Annotated in this window: 13 protein-coding genes and 1 pseudogene; 8 read left to right on the top strand and 6 right to left on the bottom strand. The window is 71.8% G+C overall.

What is annotated here, in order from left to right; translation table 11 throughout:
• Nucleotides 1-182 precede the first annotated feature (182 nt).
• From dhaK to ABD932_RS19390, 3 genes are read left to right on the top strand one after another with little or no spacing between them, the layout of a single operon-like run.
• A complete protein-coding gene (gene dhaK, locus ABD932_RS19400; protein ID WP_345014320.1) occupies nt 183-1,175 on the top strand; it encodes a dihydroxyacetone kinase subunit DhaK in 993 nt (330 codons plus the stop codon).
• A 49-nt stretch (nt 1,176-1,224) separates the two neighbouring features.
• A complete protein-coding gene (gene dhaL, locus ABD932_RS19395; protein ID WP_345014318.1) occupies nt 1,225-1,824 on the top strand; it encodes a dihydroxyacetone kinase subunit DhaL in 600 nt (199 codons plus the stop codon).
• Nucleotides 1,825-1,831: 7 nt separating this feature from the next.
• On the top strand, nt 1,832-2,254 hold the full coding sequence (locus ABD932_RS19390) for a PTS-dependent dihydroxyacetone kinase phosphotransferase subunit DhaM (RefSeq protein WP_486389368.1): 423 nt from the start codon (nt 1,832-1,834) through the stop codon (nt 2,252-2,254).
• 211 nt (nt 2,255-2,465) lie between these two features.
• Here the strand turns inward: ABD932_RS19390 and ABD932_RS19385 are convergent, their stop codons facing one another.
• A complete protein-coding gene (locus ABD932_RS19385) occupies nt 2,466-3,116 on the bottom strand; it encodes a TetR/AcrR family transcriptional regulator (RefSeq protein WP_345014314.1) in 651 nt (216 codons plus the stop codon).
• A gap of 120 nt (nt 3,117-3,236) precedes the next feature.
• On the opposite strand from ABD932_RS19385, the gene ABD932_RS19380 reads away from it, so the two are divergent.
• Entirely contained in the window at nt 3,237-3,998 is a 762-nt protein-coding gene (locus ABD932_RS19380; protein ID WP_345014312.1) for an SDR family NAD(P)-dependent oxidoreductase, read from the top strand.
• Between the two features lie 23 nt (nt 3,999-4,021).
• Here ABD932_RS19380 and ABD932_RS19375 read toward each other — a convergent pair whose 3' ends face one another.
• Nucleotides 4,022-4,798 (bottom strand): glycoside hydrolase family 75 protein, encoded by a 777-nt coding sequence (locus tag ABD932_RS19375; protein ID WP_345014310.1) that lies wholly within the window; start codon nt 4,796-4,798, stop codon nt 4,022-4,024.
• A 417-nt stretch (nt 4,799-5,215) separates the two neighbouring features.
• On the opposite strand from ABD932_RS19375, the gene ABD932_RS19370 reads away from it, so the two are divergent.
• Together ABD932_RS19370 and ABD932_RS19365 are read left to right on the top strand one after the other, a co-directional pair.
• Nucleotides 5,216-6,190 carry a fibronectin type III domain-containing protein gene (locus ABD932_RS19370; protein WP_345014308.1) on the top strand — a complete coding sequence of 325 codons (975 nt, stop codon included), beginning with the start codon at nt 5,216-5,218 and terminating at the stop codon, nt 6,188-6,190.
• Between the two features lie 165 nt (nt 6,191-6,355).
• Entirely contained in the window at nt 6,356-6,895 is a 540-nt protein-coding gene (locus ABD932_RS19365; protein WP_345014306.1) for a hypothetical protein, read from the top strand.
• A gap of 69 nt (nt 6,896-6,964) precedes the next feature.
• On the opposite strand, the gene ABD932_RS19360 is transcribed toward ABD932_RS19365, so the two are convergent.
• Nucleotides 6,965-7,516 carry a PadR family transcriptional regulator gene (locus ABD932_RS19360; protein ID WP_345014304.1) on the bottom strand — a complete coding sequence of 184 codons (552 nt, stop codon included), beginning with the start codon at nt 7,514-7,516 and terminating at the stop codon, nt 6,965-6,967.
• A gap of 31 nt (nt 7,517-7,547) precedes the next feature.
• Nucleotides 7,548-9,563: an oxidoreductase gene (locus ABD932_RS19355; RefSeq protein ID WP_345014302.1), complete on the bottom strand. Its 2,016-nt coding sequence runs from the start codon at nt 9,561-9,563 to the stop codon at nt 7,548-7,550.
• Nucleotides 9,564-9,696: 133 nt separating this feature from the next.
• Here ABD932_RS19355 and ABD932_RS19350 point away from each other — a divergent pair.
• Nucleotides 9,697-10,854, top strand: a pseudogene (locus ABD932_RS19350) (M20 family metallopeptidase); the annotation flags it as partial.
• Nucleotides 10,855-10,908: 54 nt separating this feature from the next.
• Here ABD932_RS19350 and ABD932_RS19345 read toward each other — a convergent pair.
• Nucleotides 10,909-11,289 (bottom strand): hypothetical protein, encoded by a 381-nt coding sequence (locus ABD932_RS19345; protein WP_345014480.1) that lies wholly within the window; start codon nt 11,287-11,289, stop codon nt 10,909-10,911.
• 167 nt (nt 11,290-11,456) lie between these two features.
• Nucleotides 11,457-12,329, bottom strand: a complete 873-nt coding sequence (locus tag ABD932_RS19340) for a hypothetical protein (RefSeq protein WP_345014300.1) — start codon at nt 12,327-12,329, stop codon at nt 11,457-11,459.
• A gap of 267 nt (nt 12,330-12,596) precedes the next feature.
• Here ABD932_RS19340 and ABD932_RS19335 point away from each other — a divergent pair, with 267 nt between their 5' ends.
• Entirely contained in the window at nt 12,597-14,675 is a 2,079-nt protein-coding gene (locus tag ABD932_RS19335; RefSeq protein ID WP_345014298.1) for a SpoIIE family protein phosphatase, read from the top strand.
• The last annotated feature ends 116 nt before the right edge of the window (nt 14,676-14,791 follow it).

Below are 14,791 nucleotides of genomic sequence, written 5' to 3'. Positions count from 1 at the left end.
CAAGGTCGATACTGCCGAGAGCAGGGTTCTGACCCGCGACGCAACCGACCTCCGACCGACAAGAACCTCCGAGAACCGGCGACAACCGGCGAGAGCCAGCCCGATCAAAACCTGCCGAGTCCACTCTGACCTGCAAAGACACAGGTCCGAAGCCGACCTGCCAAGCCCACCGGGAGGTACTCATGAAGATGCTGATCAACGTCGCGGAGAACGTGGTCGCGGACGCCCTGCGCGGAATGGCGGCGGCCCATCCCGACCTGGTCGTCGACGTGGAGAACCGGGTGATCGTACGGCGGGACGCGCCGGTGGCGGGGAAGGTCGCCCTCATCTCCGGCGGCGGGTCGGGGCACGAGCCACTGCACGGTGGATTCGTGGGCCCGGGGATGCTGTCGGCGGCCTGTCCGGGCGAGGTGTTCACCTCGCCGGTGCCGGACCAGATGGCGCGGGCCGCGGCCGCGGTGGACAGCGGGGCGGGTGTGCTGTTCATCGTCAAGAACTACACGGGTGACGTCCTCAACTTCGACATGGCCGCCGAGCTCGCCGAGGACGAGGGCATCCAGGTCGCGAAGGTGCTCGTCAACGACGACGTGGCGGTCACCGACAGCCTCTACACGGCCGGGCGGCGCGGCACGGGCGCGACGCTGTTCGTGGAGAAGATCGCCGGTGCCGCCGCGGAGGAGGGGCAGCCACTGGAGCGGGTGGAGGCGATCGGGCGGCAGGTCAACGAGAACGCGCGCAGCTTCGGTGTCGCTCTCAGCGCCTGCACCACGCCCGCGAAGGGCAGCCCCACCTTCGATCTGCCGCCCGGCGAGCTGGAGTTGGGCATCGGCATCCATGGCGAGCCCGGACGGGAGCGGCGGGCGATGATGACATCGCGCGAGATCGCCGACTTCGCCGTGGGCGCGATCCTGGACGACATGACCCCGCGCAACCCCGTCCTCGTCCTGGTCAACGGCATGGGCGGGACACCGCTGCTGGAGCTGTACGGCTTCAACGCCGAGGTCCAGCGCGTACTCGCCGAGCGCGGTGTCGCCGTCGCCCACACGCTCGTCGGCAACTACGTCACCTCGCTCGACATGGCCGGCGCCTCGGTCACCCTGTGCCAGGTCGACGAGGAGCTGCTGCGGCTGTGGAACGCGCCGGTGAAGACACCGGGGCTGCGTTGGGGAATCTGATCCGGCGGAGTCAGACGATCACAAGGCATCTGTCACACAAGGAGATCCAGTGCTCGACGCCGATTTCTTCCGCCGTTGGATGACGGCGACCGCCGCTGCCGTCGACCGCGAGGCGGAACGGCTCACCGCCCTCGACTCGCCCATCGGGGACGCCGACCACGGCAGCAACCTGCAACGCGGGTTCACCGCCGTCGCGACGACGCTGGAGAAAGAGGACCCGCAGACGCCCGGTGCGATCCTGATGCTCGCCGGGCGCCAGCTCATCTCGACCGTCGGCGGGGCGTCTGGGCCGCTGTACGGGACGCTGCTGCGCCGGACCGGCAAGGCCCTCGGGGACGCCGGCGAGGTGAGCTCGGAGCAGTTCGCCCAAGCGCTGCGGACCGGGGTGGACGCGGTCATGGTGCTCGGCGGCGCGGCGCCGGGCGACAAGACCATGATCGACGCGCTGGTGCCGGCCGTGGACGCGCTCGGCGACGGCTTCACCGCGGCGCGGGCCGCCGCCGAGGAGGGCGCCCTGGCGACCACGCCGTTGCAGGCCCGCAAGGGGCGGGCTAGTTATCTCGGGGAGCGCAGCATCGGGCACCAGGACCCGGGGGCCACGTCCTCGGCGCTGCTGATCGCGGGGCTGGCGGAGGCGAACGGTGAGTGAAGAGACGGTGAGCGACGGGAAGAAGGGCGAGCGGCGCGTCGGCATCGTGCTGGTCTCGCACAGCGCCCAGGTGGCCGCCTCGGTGGCCGAGCTGGCGCAGGGGCTCGCGGGCGGCGGCACGGCCGTGCCGGTGGCCCCGGCGGGCGGCACCGAGGGCGGTGGCCTGGGCACCAGCGCCGAGCTGATCGCCGCGGCGGCCGCGTCCGTGGACCGCGGCGCCGGGGTCGCGGTCCTCACCGACCTGGGCAGCGCGGTCCTCACCGTGAAGGCCCTGCTCGCCGAAGGCGACGAACTCCCGGACGGGACACGTCTGGTGGACGCTCCCTTCGTCGAGGGCGCGGTGGCCGCGGTCGTCACGGCCGCCACCGGCGCCGACCTCGCGGCGGTGGAGGCGGCGGCCGCGGAGGCCTACGCGTACCGGAAGGTGTAGGTCGGGCGCGGCAGCGGTTGTGCCGTCGGGCCCCTCGGCCGTGGACCCGAGTTCTGGGTACACGGCCCAGGGGCCTTTGCCGCAGCTGGGCGGGCAAGGCGGCCGATCTTCGACGTCACGGCGGCCCCTGCCCGCACTCCGGCTCCGCTCCCGCAGGCTCGTCGGCGACGCGGGCCGGACACCGCACTCCTGTGCACAGGCCTGTCTCCCCCTACGCAACCCCCTCCGCCACAACCGCCAGCGCCGAACGCAACGTCGCCATCAGCTCGGCCTGGACCCTCTCCGGGTCGGGATCCGTGTCGGTGGTGTGCCAGGCGTGATACTCGACGGCCGCGCGCAGCGCCGCGTTGAACACGGCCGCCTGGATCGCCGGGCGCAGGTCGCCGGCGGGCAGTCCGGCGCGTTCGGCGAGAGCGCGGGCGAACGCCGGTTCTGCCTCGTCGTACGTCTGGAGCCAGATCGCGCGCAACCCGGGTTCGGTTCGGGTCAGCCGTACCAGCGCCCCCACGGTCGAGCGGTCGGGCACGGCAGGCAGGTGCCCCTCGACCGCGAACTCCCGGTCGATGACCTCTTCCAGCGGCTCCCCGGGACGCCACCGTCGCAGGCACTCGGCGATCAGGTCGATACCGGCCGAGAACAGCGGCCGTACGCAGCTCTCCTTGCTCGGGAAGTAGCGCCACACCGTACGCGCGGAGACACCGACCGCCGCTCCGATCTGCTCGCCCGTGGTCGCCGCCACGCCCTGGGTGACGAAGAGGTCGACCGCCGCCCGTGCGATCTCCAGCCGGATCTCGGCCTTGCGCTCCTCGGTCAGGGGCGGTCGTCCCGTCGGTCTTCCGGTGCCTCCACGGGCTGCGGTCATGGTCTCCTCCGGCCGGCATTGATCGCTCTCCCGGAATTCTCCCCGAAGACTTTATGTCACTCAGAGACATTAAGTCGTATGGTTGGCCCTCGGACATCGGCCATACGGATGGAGCACTTCATGAGCGGCGGACCGGACGGACGCAGCGTCATCGTCACCGGAGCGGGATCGGGCATCGGGCGGGCGGCCGCGCTGGCCTTCGCCGCGGAGGGCGCCCGGGTCGTGGCGGCGGATCTGAGCGCCGAGGGCGCGCAGGCCGTCGTCAAGGAGATCGAGCAGGCGGGCGGCGCCGCGGTCGCCGTCGTCGGCGACCTGAGCGAGCAGGCCGTCGTCGACCAGGTGGTCGCAACCGCCGTCGAGCGGTTCGGCGGCGTGGACGTCCTGGTGAACAACGCCGGGATCATGGACCGTATGTCGGCCCTGGCGGACGTCACCGACGCCGAGTGGGAGCGGGTCATCCGGGTCAACCTCACCGCCCCGTTCCTGCTCACCCGGGCAGCGCTGCCGCACATGCTGGCGGCGGGCAGAGGCGTGATCGTGAACACGGCGTCCGAGGCCGGTCTGCGCGGCAGCGCGGCGGGCGCCGCGTACACGGCGTCGAAGCACGGTGTGGTGGGGCTGACGAAGTCGCTCGCGGTGATGTACCGCAAGCAGGGGATACGCGCGAACGCCATCGCTCCGGGCGGCACGCAGACCGGCATCGTCGTGGACGCCGCGCAGGACGCCCACGGACCGGCGGCCCTCGGCCCGCACTTCGTCAACCTCGGCAAGCTGGCCCAGCCCGAGGAGCAGGCGGCCGCGATCGTGTTCCTCGCCTCGGACGCGGCGAGCAACGTCAACGGCGTGATCCTGCCGGTCGACGACGGCTGGTCGGCGGTCTGACGTCTCCTCAACAACCGTGCGGGTCAGTCGTCGTGCACGGACCGCTCACCGTGCACGACTTGCCGGCCCTGCACAACTTCCTGGCCCTGCAGGGCTTCCGCGCCCCGCACGAACTCCCTCGCCAGCCGTTCGCCGGCCGTCACGGCGGCCGTGCGGTTCTCGATGGGCTCCACCGGCTTCTCCTTGAAAACGATGTAGGTGACCCCGTGGGCCGTGCCGCCGGCGTGCGGGTCGGCCGGGATGCCGAGGGCCTTCGCGGTGGCGTACGACGCCTCGCCGATCATGTCGTCCGGGCCGACGTCGCCGACGACCGCGTACAGCACCCGGCCCCGGTACACGACAGCCGCGAGCGAGCCGCCGCGGATCCCGTGGTCGCGGTGGTTCCAGATGGGGCTCGGGGCGGGCACCACGATGTACGGGAGGCGTTCGGCGCTCGGATAACGGCCGTCGGACTGCCGATAGGCCGTCGCGGCGGTGAAGAACGGATCCGTACGGCGGTTGCAGTGGCCGGTGGGCCGACCGTCGCAGTCGATGTCCATGTCGGCCTTCCAGAACACCGCCCCCCGCTCCCCGCAGACCGGGACGGTCGCCCGCACACCGCGGTCGGTGCGATAGCGCCCCTCGGAAACGACACTGCAGTCACGCACCTTTGACAGCAGGTCAGCGGCGCTGACGTCCGCATCACGACGCGCTGTTGACCCTTGCGGCGGGGGTGGCGGGACGGGCAGGGCGGTGGACAAAGTCGTCGGAGCGAGCAGAGCGGCACTCGCCGCCGCCAGCGTCAGCGACCTGACACGCACAACAGGAAACCCTCTCCTCGGCAACAATGGCAGGCTCTCAGCCCGAACGGTCATCTAATCGGACAACTCGGCCCAATCTGATGCTGTTTCGATCATGCTGCCACCCGCAGGGCCCACCCGTGCGCACCCCGGCGACACGACGGCCGCCCCCGAACTTCCGGCAGGGGCCGGGGTTCTGAGTCCGCGACTGACCCCAGACCCCCCGGCCGCCACCGTTCGGCGCGGGATCAACGACGACAGCGACCCGCGCCGACGACATGAACTCCCGCCTTGCCATGGAGAGTTCAGCCGCGAGGAGCTTCAGCATACGTAACTCCCGGAGCCGGTCATCAAGCGACCGCCCTCTTGATGTGATCGCGCCAGCCGCGCGATATTGGTACGGACCATTGCCGCGAGACCGCCCCGGGAGGCAGTGTCGTGCGACGTACCTTCGTTCCCCTTTCGACCTTCTGTGCGGTCGCGTTGCTCTCCTCCTGCGCCTGGAGCGGGGCGGACGAGGGCGGCGGCCGGCTGCCCGGGGCGCCCACGGGTGTCACGGCCGCGGCGGGCAGCTCGACCAGCGTGCACGTCATGTGGAACGCCGTCTCCGCGGAGCGCGGTGTCCGCATCTACGAGGTGTATCGGGGCCCCACGAAGGTCAAGGAAGTGCCGGGTTCCGCACACATGGTGGATGTCACCATGCTCAAGCCGTCCACCATGTATGCCTTCACCGTGCGGGCCCGTGACACCGACGGGCGGCTCGGTCCACCGAGCAAGGAGGTCCGGGCGAGGACTCCTGAGGCCGTGGCCGCCGACCGCGCCGCCCCGACCCGTCCGGGGCAGGTCCATGGGCGGGCGGTCGGCAGCCGGGCGGTCCAGCTGTCGTGGTCGCAGGCGACGGACGACCGGGACGTGGTGTCGTACGACATCCATCAGGGCGGCACGAAGATCCACAGTGTGGGCGGGAACCAGACCGCGACCGTGGTCACGGGTCTTCGGCCCGGCACGCGCTACTCCTTCACCGTCCGGGCCCGGGACGCGGCCGACAACCTCTCCCCCGCCACGGCGGCTGTGCGGGTCACCACGCCCGGCACCGACGACGGGCGCGGCACCGCGCCGACCGCCTTCCGGGCGAGTGCCCATCGCGAGGACGGGGCGTACTACCTCGACCTGGACTGGGTGCCACCGCGCACGGACGGTGTGGTCGTGGAGTACCAGGTGCAGCTCGACGGCCGTACGGTCACGTCGCTGGTGTACGGCGGGACCGCGCCGCGCGAGCGGGCCGAGTACAGCTTCTACCTGGGGCCGGAGAAGGGGGTCGCTCACCGGGTCCGGATCCGGGGCAGGCTGCCGGACGGCACCTGGGGCGGCTTCTCCGCGGAGCGGACGGTGACGACGGGCGCGCAGGGCTGATGCCTCTCCGCGTCCCTCGAACGCAGCAGCACGTCACCTGTCCGGGGGCGGCCCGCATGCGGGCGGAGCCGGGGGCGCGTTGGCTGCCCCTGAGGCAGCACGGGCGTTCCCGACCCTCGGCGGCGCCAGGGATGTACCGCCGACCGTGCCGCCGGAGGGAACCCCATGCGCATTTCATCGCTACTCCTCCGCTCGGGCCTGACCGTGGCAGCCGCCTCCGTTCTTCCCCTCTCCGTGGCCGCCGTTCCGGCCGCCGCGGTCTCGGGGATCTCCGTGAGCACCACCGGGTCCACGGTCTCCGTCACGACCAGCGCGTGCACCAACGTCAACGGCAGCTGGGGCACCGCCTCGCTGCTGAACAGCAGGCAGTCGAACTTCGCCCAGGGACGCCAGGTGTCCCTGTCGGGGACGGCGGCGCTGCAGTCGGCGGCCTGGGCGGGCGTGAGCGCGGGCACCTACACCGTCATCGTCGTGTGCTCGAACGGCGTGACGGCGGGCACCCAGTCGGTCATCGTCTCGGGCGCCACCCCGACCCGCACGATCTCCGCCACGGCCTCCCCGTCGCGCGGCGTCATGGGCGGCATGGGCGGTTCCTCGACGGACTACGGCACTCTGACGCTGGTCGGCGGCGGGGTCCTGGTGGGCGCGGGCGGCCTGGCCACGGCCTGGTTCCTGCGCCGCAAGTCGAAGCCGTACCGGCTCTGACGACGGGGGCGAAGCCCCGCCGGGCACCGGCTCAGTGAGCCGGAGCCCTACCTGCTCCGGGAGCCCGGCTCACGCCCTTTCGTTCCCCGGCAGCTCCGCGAACTCCTCCAGGGCGCGCGTGAGCCACTGCGTCCAGAAGGTCTCCAGATCGATGCCGGCGCGCAGCACGAGGTGCCGCAACCGGTCCTGGGAACTGTCCCTGCCGGGCGGGAAGTCGCGCTTCTCGATCTCCTCGTACTCGGCCAACTGCCGCTGGTGAAGGTCGAGATGGCGCCGAAGGTCGCCCTCGATGCCCTCCGTCCCCACGACGGCCGCGGCGCGCATCCGCAGCAGCAGTGTGTCGCGGTGCGGCCTCGGGTCCTGGGAGGCGGCGGTCCAGCGGGCCAGTTCGGCGCGGCCCGCGGGCAGTACCTCGTAGCTCTTCTTCTGCCCACGGGCCGGCTGATCGCTCGGCAGCGTGCGGATGAAGCCCTCGGTCTCCAGTTTTCCCAGCTCGCGATAGATCTGCTGATGCGTCGCCGACCAGAAGTAGCCGATCGACCTGTCGAACCGGCGGGTCAGCTCCAGCCCCGAGGACGGCTTTTCGACCAGGGCGGTGAGGATCGCGTGCGGGAGTGACATGGGCTCATCCTAGGGACGCGCTCGGGCGCCCCTACAGGCTCGCCGCCAGCTCCGTGCCCTGCTTGATGGCGCGCTTGGCGTCCAGTTCGGCGGCCACGTCGGCACCGCCGATGAGGTGCGCGCTGCGACCGGCGGCGAGCAGCGCCTCGTACAGGTCGCGGCGCGGCTCCTGCCCGGTGCAGAGCACGATCGTGTCGACCTCGAGGACCGTGCTCTCCTCACCGACGGTGACGTGCAGTCCGGCGTCGTCGATCCGGTCGTAGCGCACGCCCGGGACCATGGTGACGCCCCGGTGCTTCAGCTCGGTGCGGTGGATCCAGCCGGTGGTCTTGCCGAGGCCCGCGCCGACCTTGCTGGTCTTGCGCTGGAGCAGGTGGACGGTGCGCGGCGGGGCCGGCCGCTCGGGGGCGGCGAGGCCACCGGGGCCCGTGTAGTCCATGTCGACGCCCCACTGGCGGAAGTACGTCGCCGGGTCCTCGCTCGCCTTGTCGCCGCCGTCGGTGAGGAACTCGGCGACGTCGAAGCCGATGCCGCCCGCGCCGAGGACGGCGACGCGCTCGCCGACGGGGGCACCGTCGCGCAGGACGTCGAGATAGCCCACGACGCTCGGGTGGTCGACGCCGGGGATGTCCGGGGTGCGCGGGCTGACGCCCGTGGCGACCACCACCTCGTCGTAGGCGGCGAGGTCCTCGGCCGACACCCAGGTGTTCAGCCGCACGTCCACGCCCTGCCAGTCGAGCTGGTGGCGGAAGTAGCGCAGCGTCTCGTCGAACTCCTGCTTGCCGGGGACCTTGCGGGCGACGTTCAGCTGGCCGCCGATCTCGCCCGCGGCGTCGAACAGCGTGACGTCGTGGCCGCGTTCGGCCGCGCTGACGGCGCAGGCCATTCCGGCGGGTCCGGCGCCGACGACCGCGACCCTCTTGCGCAGCCGGGTCGGGGACAGCGTCAGCTCGGTCTCGTGACAGGCGCGCGGGTTGACCAGGCAGGACGTGATCTTGCCGCTGAAGGTGTGGTCGAGGCAGGCCTGGTTGCAGCCGATGCAGGTGTTGATGGCCTCGGGCTTGCCCGCCGCGGCCTTGGCTACGAAGTCGGGGTCGGCGAGCATCGGGCGGGCCATCGACACCATGTCCGCGCAGCCGTCGGCCAGCAACTCCTCGGCCAGCTCGGGGGTGTTGATGCGGTTGGTGGTGACGAGCGGGACCGACACCTCGCCCATCAGCCGCTTGGTGACCCAGGTGTAGGCGCCGCGCGGCACCGAGGTGGCGATGGTCGGGATGCGCGCCTCGTGCCAGCCGATGCCGGTGTTGATGATCGTCGCCCCGGCGGCCTCGACGGCCTTCGCGAGCGTGATCACCTCGTCGAGCGTGGAGCCGCCCGGGACGAGGTCCAGCATGGACAGCCGGTAGACGATGATGAAGTCCTCGCCGACCGCCTCGCGCACCCGGCGGACGATCTCGACCGGGAAGCGCATGCGGTTCTCGTACGATCCGCCCCAGCGGTCGGTGCGCCGGTTGGTCTGCGTGGCGATGAACTCGTTGATGAGGTAGCCCTCGGAGCCCATGATCTCCACGCCGTCGTACCCGGCCTGCCGGGCGAGGCGGGCGGCGCGGGCGTAGTCGTCGATGGTCCGCTCGACGTCGGCGTCGGTGAGCTCGCGGGGCGGGAAGGGGCTGATCGGCGCCTGGAGCGGGCTCGGGGCGACGAGGTCCTGGTGGTAGGCGTACCGGCCGAAGTGCAGGATCTGCATCGCGATCCGGCCGCCCTCGCGGTGCACGGCCTCGGTGATGACCCGGTGCTGCTCGGCCTCCGCCTCGGTGGTGAGCTTGGCGCCACCTTCGTACGGGCGCCCCTCGTCGTTGGGCGCGATGCCGCCGGTGACGATCAGACCCACTCCCCCGCGGGCCCGCTCCGCGTAGAAAGCGGCCATGCGCTCGAAGCCGCGCTCGGCCTCCTCCAGGCCCACGTGCATGGAGCCCATGAGGACGCGGTTGGGCAGCGTGGTGAAGCCCAGATCGAGCGGGCTCAGCAGGTGCGGGTAACGGCTCATCGGGCCCCTCCGTGCGCGGTGTCGTGCTTCACGTAGTTGTAGAGGACCGCGGAGCCTTTATGCAACTAGTTGCACAACCGGAGAGGGGTGACACCCGCCACTGACACCGAGCGCCCTCGGGCACAGTGACCCCATGACCGCACACGCCGACGTGATCGACCTCGCCCAGCGGCTGATCCGCCGCCCCAGCCGCGCCGGGATCGACGACTACGGCCCCGTCCTGGGCGTCCTGGAGGACTGGCTCGCTGGGCACGGGCTGCCGCATCGCCGTCTCCACGGCGGCAAGGGCGACGCCGTCGGCCTGTTGATCGAGGTCGCGGGCGGCCGGCCCGGCCCCTGGTGGGCGCTGGACGCCTGCGTCGACACCGCCCCGTACGGCGACGAGACGGCCTGGTCGTTCGCGCCGGACTGCGGCGAGGTCGTCGACGGCTGGCTGCGCGGCAGAGGCGCGGCGGACTCCAAGCTCGCCGCGGCGATGTTCTGCGGCATCGCGGCCGAGCTGCACGGCCGTGCCGAGACCCTGCGCGGCGGGCCAGGGCCCTGTCGCCGGAATCCGGCGACAGGGCCCTGGGTGCTGCTCGACGTCGACGAGCACACGGGCGGCTTCGGCGGTGCCCGCGCCTATCTCGCGGACCCGGAGGCGGTCCGTCCGATCGGGGTGATGATCGGCTACCCGGGGCTCGACGAGGTCGTGGTCGGCGGGCGGGGACTGTGGCGGGCCACGATCGCGGTGCACGCGGCCTCGGGCCACTCGGGCTCGCGCCGTACGGCACCCGGAGCGGTCTCCCGCGCGGCGCACCTCGTACGGCTCCTGGAAGAGGCCGAACTCCCCGGCACCGACGGCGAGTTCCCCCTGCCTCCCAAGCTGACGGTGACCTCCTGCCACGGTGGCCAGGGCTTCTCGGTCGTGCCCGGCCTGTGCGAGCTGGGCGTCGACATCCGTACGACGCCGAACTTCGACGCCCGCGCCGCCGAGCGGCTGGTCCGCGACGCGGTGGGCGAGCTGGACGTGCGGGTGCCCACACCGCGGCCGACCACGATCACTCCGGTGGCCGCCTGGCCGTCGTATCGGCCGGCCGAGGGACAGGAACCCGCGGCCGCACTGCTGGCGGCCGCCGCCCGGGAGGGGCTGACCGTCCGGCCGAAGACCGCCGGGCCGTCGAACATCGGCAATCTGCCGGCGGGTGAGGGCATCCCGGCCACGGCGGGCTTAGGGGTGCGCTACGAGGGGCTGCACGGCGTGGACGAGCGGGCCTGTCTGGAGGACCTGCCCGTCATCCATGCCGTCTACCGCCGTGCCGTGCTCGGCGGTAGACGGCTCGTCATGAGCGGCCGGGCGCTCTCGTCATGCGACGCCGGGTCGGCTCTTCAGCACCACGTGCAGCTCGCGCTCCTGGTCGCCCGAGGCGGAGGTGAGGTCGTGCACCGTGAACAGGGAGTCCAGCGTGGTACGGAGCCGTTCGATGGCCCAATAGCCGCCCTGGGCGTCGGCCTCGACGGACGACGAGAGCCGCGCGGGCGGCGGGCACTCGTGCGTGTCGGTGACCTCGAACGTGCCCAGCCAGACCATGGGGCGTGTCTCATGGAGCTGCTGCGGCACGTCGTCGGGGCCCCGGTCGGACTCGAAGCACGTGCACAGCGTGTCGAAGACGATCCGGGCGTCCTCCTTGCTGCATCCGCTGATCTCGACGGAGACGGGTTCCTCGTGCATTCGTTCACGATCCATCGTGATCGCTCCTCTCGTGGCCGCGCCGCGGTGCCACGGGTAGCCCGCGGAACCGGACCCCAACCCCAAGAAAAGCACCACGGCCGGCGGAGCACTACCGGCGGAGCCTTCCGGTCCGCACAGACGGAGTGATCCCGTCCGCACCGGCAGAGGCTTCCGTCCACGCTTCAGCCGCGTGTGAACCGGTACGTCTTGCTGTCGGTCAGCACACAGAAGCCCGGCGAGATGACGATCACGCGCAGGGTGCCGGTACGGCGGTCGTAGTCGATGCCCTCGGTCTCGAAGTCGCCGGAGCAGGAGCTGCGCAGCGGGAGCTGGCGCAGGGCCGTGACGCGGCCGGTCACGTCGGAGGCGCCGGGCTCGGCGGAGAGGTCGATCTGGAGGAGCGGCTTGGTCATGCCGAAGAGGGTGCCCGCGGGGTCGTCGGAGGAGCACAGCAGGGTCGTGGCACCGAGGAAGTCACAGCCCTGGACGTCGCGGACGGCGCGGTCCAGCCGGATGCTGGACGTCCAGGGGAGGTTCGCCGAGGGGGACGTGCCGGGGTTGACGCCGGGCGTCGGGTGGACCAGCAGGCGGGTCATGGTGCCCCACTCCCCCGAGACCATCCACTGGCCGCCGGGCGAGATGGCGGCGAAGGAGTTGTTCAGTGCCTCCCCTGAGCCGAGCGTGTGGACGTACTCCGACCAGGTCCCGTCCGGCGCCTGCACCCGGAACATCTTCGCGCTGCCCGAGTCCGCCTGGTACGGCTCGACGTAGTAGCCGTTGTAGGAGGCGTCGGGGTCACCGACGTGGTTCCAGCCGCGGCTGCTGAGCGAGGTGGGGATGGTGCCGATGCCGGTGTAGCGGTTGGCGCTGTTGGCCGGGACCTCGACGGAGGTCAGGCCCTGGCTCTCGGTCAGCGGGTCGGCGCGGTCGGAGCCCACCTCCGTCCAGGTGTCGGCGGCCTGCGCGGGGGTCGCGGTGGACAGCACCGCGGCGGAGGCGAGGGCGACGAGGCCGGAGAGAACGGCATGACAACGTTGCCGGGCACGCAGGGCCATGGGAGCGACTCCTTGGGGGGGTGGGAGCGTGTCGGCGGACAGTCTGGCGGGACGGTGTGGTCATGTACAGACCAAGGCGGTGAACGTGCACTGTCTGATCGACCACAGTCCCGTGCCCTCGTGACCGCTTCGTCGGACGTTCCCCGTCGTGTTGAGGGATGGTGGAGGTGAACGACCAAGGGGGCCCGAATCCGGTTGAACGCGGTAGAACAAGGGGAGTCGGCACGGGGGAACGGCGTGCCGCGAGGATGGGCGAAGGCGGTGCGGATGTCTGCAGCCGAACGTCCCGTGCCCGAGGGCCAGGAGCCCGAGCGCGGGCCGGTGGGGCCGAGCGGGCTGCTCGACGTGCTGGGCGTGGCCTCGGTCGTGCTCGACGTCGAGGGGCGCATCGTGCTGTGGAGCCCCCAGGCCGAGGATCTGTTCGGCTATCCCGCGCGCGAGGCGCTGGGCCAGTACGCCGCCCGGATCATGGTCCACGAACAGCACCTGGACCTGGTCGTCAAGCTGTTCGCCGACGTCATGGAGACCGGTCAGGGTTGGGCCGGCGCCTTCCCGATCCGGCGCAAGGACGGCAGCACGCGGCTGGTGGAGTTCCGCAACATGCGGCTGCTCGACGACGAGGGGGACGTCTACGCGCTGGGCCTGTGCGCCGACCAGACGACGGTCCGCCGGCTGGAGCGGGACGTGGCGCTGTCGACGCGCACGATCGCGCAGGCTCCGGTCGGCCTGGCCGTCCTCGACACCGAGCTGCGGTACGTCTCGGTCAACGACGCGCTGGCGGAGCTCAACGGCATCCCCGCCGAGGACCACATCGGTCATACGCCGCGCGAGCTGCTGCCCGGCATCGACGCCGACGCCATCGAGGCGGCCCTGCGCGACGTGCTGCGGACCGGTGACCCGCTCATCAACCAGCGCATCGTGGGCCGGACCCCGGCCGACCCGGACCGCGAGCACTTCTGGAACATCTCCCTCTACCGGCTGGATGACACGGCTGGGTCGGTGCTGGGCGTGGCCGGCATGGCCGTGGACATCACCGAGCAGCACCAGGCCGCAGTCGAGGCCGAGACGGCACGGCGGCGCCTGGCTCTCATCGCCGACGCCTCCGCGCGGATCGGCACCACGCTGGACCTGGACCGCACGGCGCACGAGCTGGCCGACGTCGCCGTGCCGGAGCTCGCCGACGTGGCGGCCGTGGATCTGCTGGAAGCCGTGATGGAGGGCAGACGCAGCAGCCTCGGGCCCACCGAATCGGCGGTGATCCGCGCCCTGGCCGTGCAGACCGGGCATGCCACGGAGGCCCTCGACGCCGCCGACCCGCCCGGACAGGTCGCCCGCTACGGCCCCGACCGCCTCGTCACCGAGTGCGTGCGCACTGCCGCCCCGGTCATGGTCGCCCGGGTCGAGGAGAGTGACCTGCCCCGGATCGCCCGCTCCCCCGAGGCCGCCGTCCAGCTGGGCCGTGCGGGCGTGCACTCCTATCTGGCGGTGCCCCTGATCGCGCGCGGCGAGGTGCTCGGCGCCCTCGACCTCAAGCGCACCCGCAATCCGCTGCCGTTCAGCGAGGACGACCTGCTGCTCGCCCGTGAGCTGGCCGCCCGCGCGGCCGTGCAGATCGACAACGCCCGCTGGTACAAGAACGCCCGCGACACCGCCCTCACCCTGCAGCGCAGCCTGCTGCCCAGCCATCCGCCGGTGACCGGCGGCCTGGAGGTCGCCTCCCGCTACCAGCCCGCGGGCGCCAGCGCCGAGGTGGGCGGCGACTGGTTCGACGTGATCCCGCTGGAGGACGGCAAGACCGCGCTCGTCGTGGGCGACGTGATGGGCAGCGGCATCGACGCGGCCACCACCATGGGCCGGCTGCGCACCGCGACGCACACGCTGGCCTCCCTCGACCTCGAACCGACCCTGCTCCTGGAACACCTCGACAAGATCACCGAGGGCCTCGACCACTCCATCGCGACCTGCGTCTACGCCGTCCACGACCCACGGCTGCGGCAGTGCCGGATCGCCAACGCCGGGCATCTGCCTCCCGTCCGCGTCCGCCCCGGCCACGCACCGGAACTCCTGGAACTGCCGACCGGAGCACCGCTGGGCGTGGGCGGTGTCGCCTTCTCGACGACGACCGTCGACCTCGAGCCCGGCGACCGGCTGGTGTTCTACACGGACGGACTGGTCGAGACCCGGCAGCATCCCCTCGACGAGCGCCTCGACGCGCTCCTGGAACTCCTCGACGACCCCGACCGCCCCCTGGAGGAGTGCTGCGACCTCCTCCTGCGCACCCTGCACCAGCCCGACAACTCCGACGACGTGGCGCTGCTCATCGCCCGGGTGCTGCCGCCGAGTTGACGGGTACGGCGCCGACGAGCGGTCTTGCCGCGCGCCGCGTTCTCACAGGAACTGATTACTTGTTCCTTATCGTCCGCGACCCACAATCACAGCAAGGCATGGCATGGGGATGCCGG

This window comes from Streptomyces shaanxiensis (genome assembly GCF_039537145.1).
GTDB lineage: Bacteria > Actinomycetota > Actinomycetes > Streptomycetales > Streptomycetaceae > Streptomyces > Streptomyces shaanxiensis.
This window is presented reverse-complemented; position numbering and strand designations above follow the sequence as displayed.

Bases quoted from the DNA above. Each gene is read 5' to 3' on its own strand.
- ABD932_RS19380 (WP_345014312.1), top strand. From the start codon at position 3,237: ATGAGCGGCGGACCGGACGGACGCAGCGTCATCGTCACCGGAGCGGGA.
- ABD932_RS19335 (WP_345014298.1), top strand. From the start codon at position 12,597: ATGTCTGCAGCCGAACGTCCCGTGCCCGAGGGCCAGGAGCCCGAGCGC.
- dhaK (WP_345014320.1), top strand. From the start codon at position 183: ATGAAGATGCTGATCAACGTCGCGGAGAACGTGGTCGCGGACGCCCTG.
- ABD932_RS19355 (WP_345014302.1), bottom strand. From the start codon at position 9,563: ATGAGCCGTTACCCGCACCTGCTGAGCCCGCTCGATCTGGGCTTCACC.
- ABD932_RS19340 (WP_345014300.1), bottom strand. From the start codon at position 12,329: ATGGCCCTGCGTGCCCGGCAACGTTGTCATGCCGTTCTCTCCGGCCTC.
- ABD932_RS19345 (WP_345014480.1), bottom strand. From the start codon at position 11,289: ATGGATCGTGAACGAATGCACGAGGAACCCGTCTCCGTCGAGATCAGC.
- ABD932_RS19385 (WP_345014314.1), bottom strand. From the start codon at position 3,116: ATGACCGCAGCCCGTGGAGGCACCGGAAGACCGACGGGACGACCGCCC.
- ABD932_RS19365 (WP_345014306.1), top strand. From the start codon at position 6,356: ATGCGCATTTCATCGCTACTCCTCCGCTCGGGCCTGACCGTGGCAGCC.
- ABD932_RS19360 (WP_345014304.1), bottom strand. From the start codon at position 7,516: ATGTCACTCCCGCACGCGATCCTCACCGCCCTGGTCGAAAAGCCGTCC.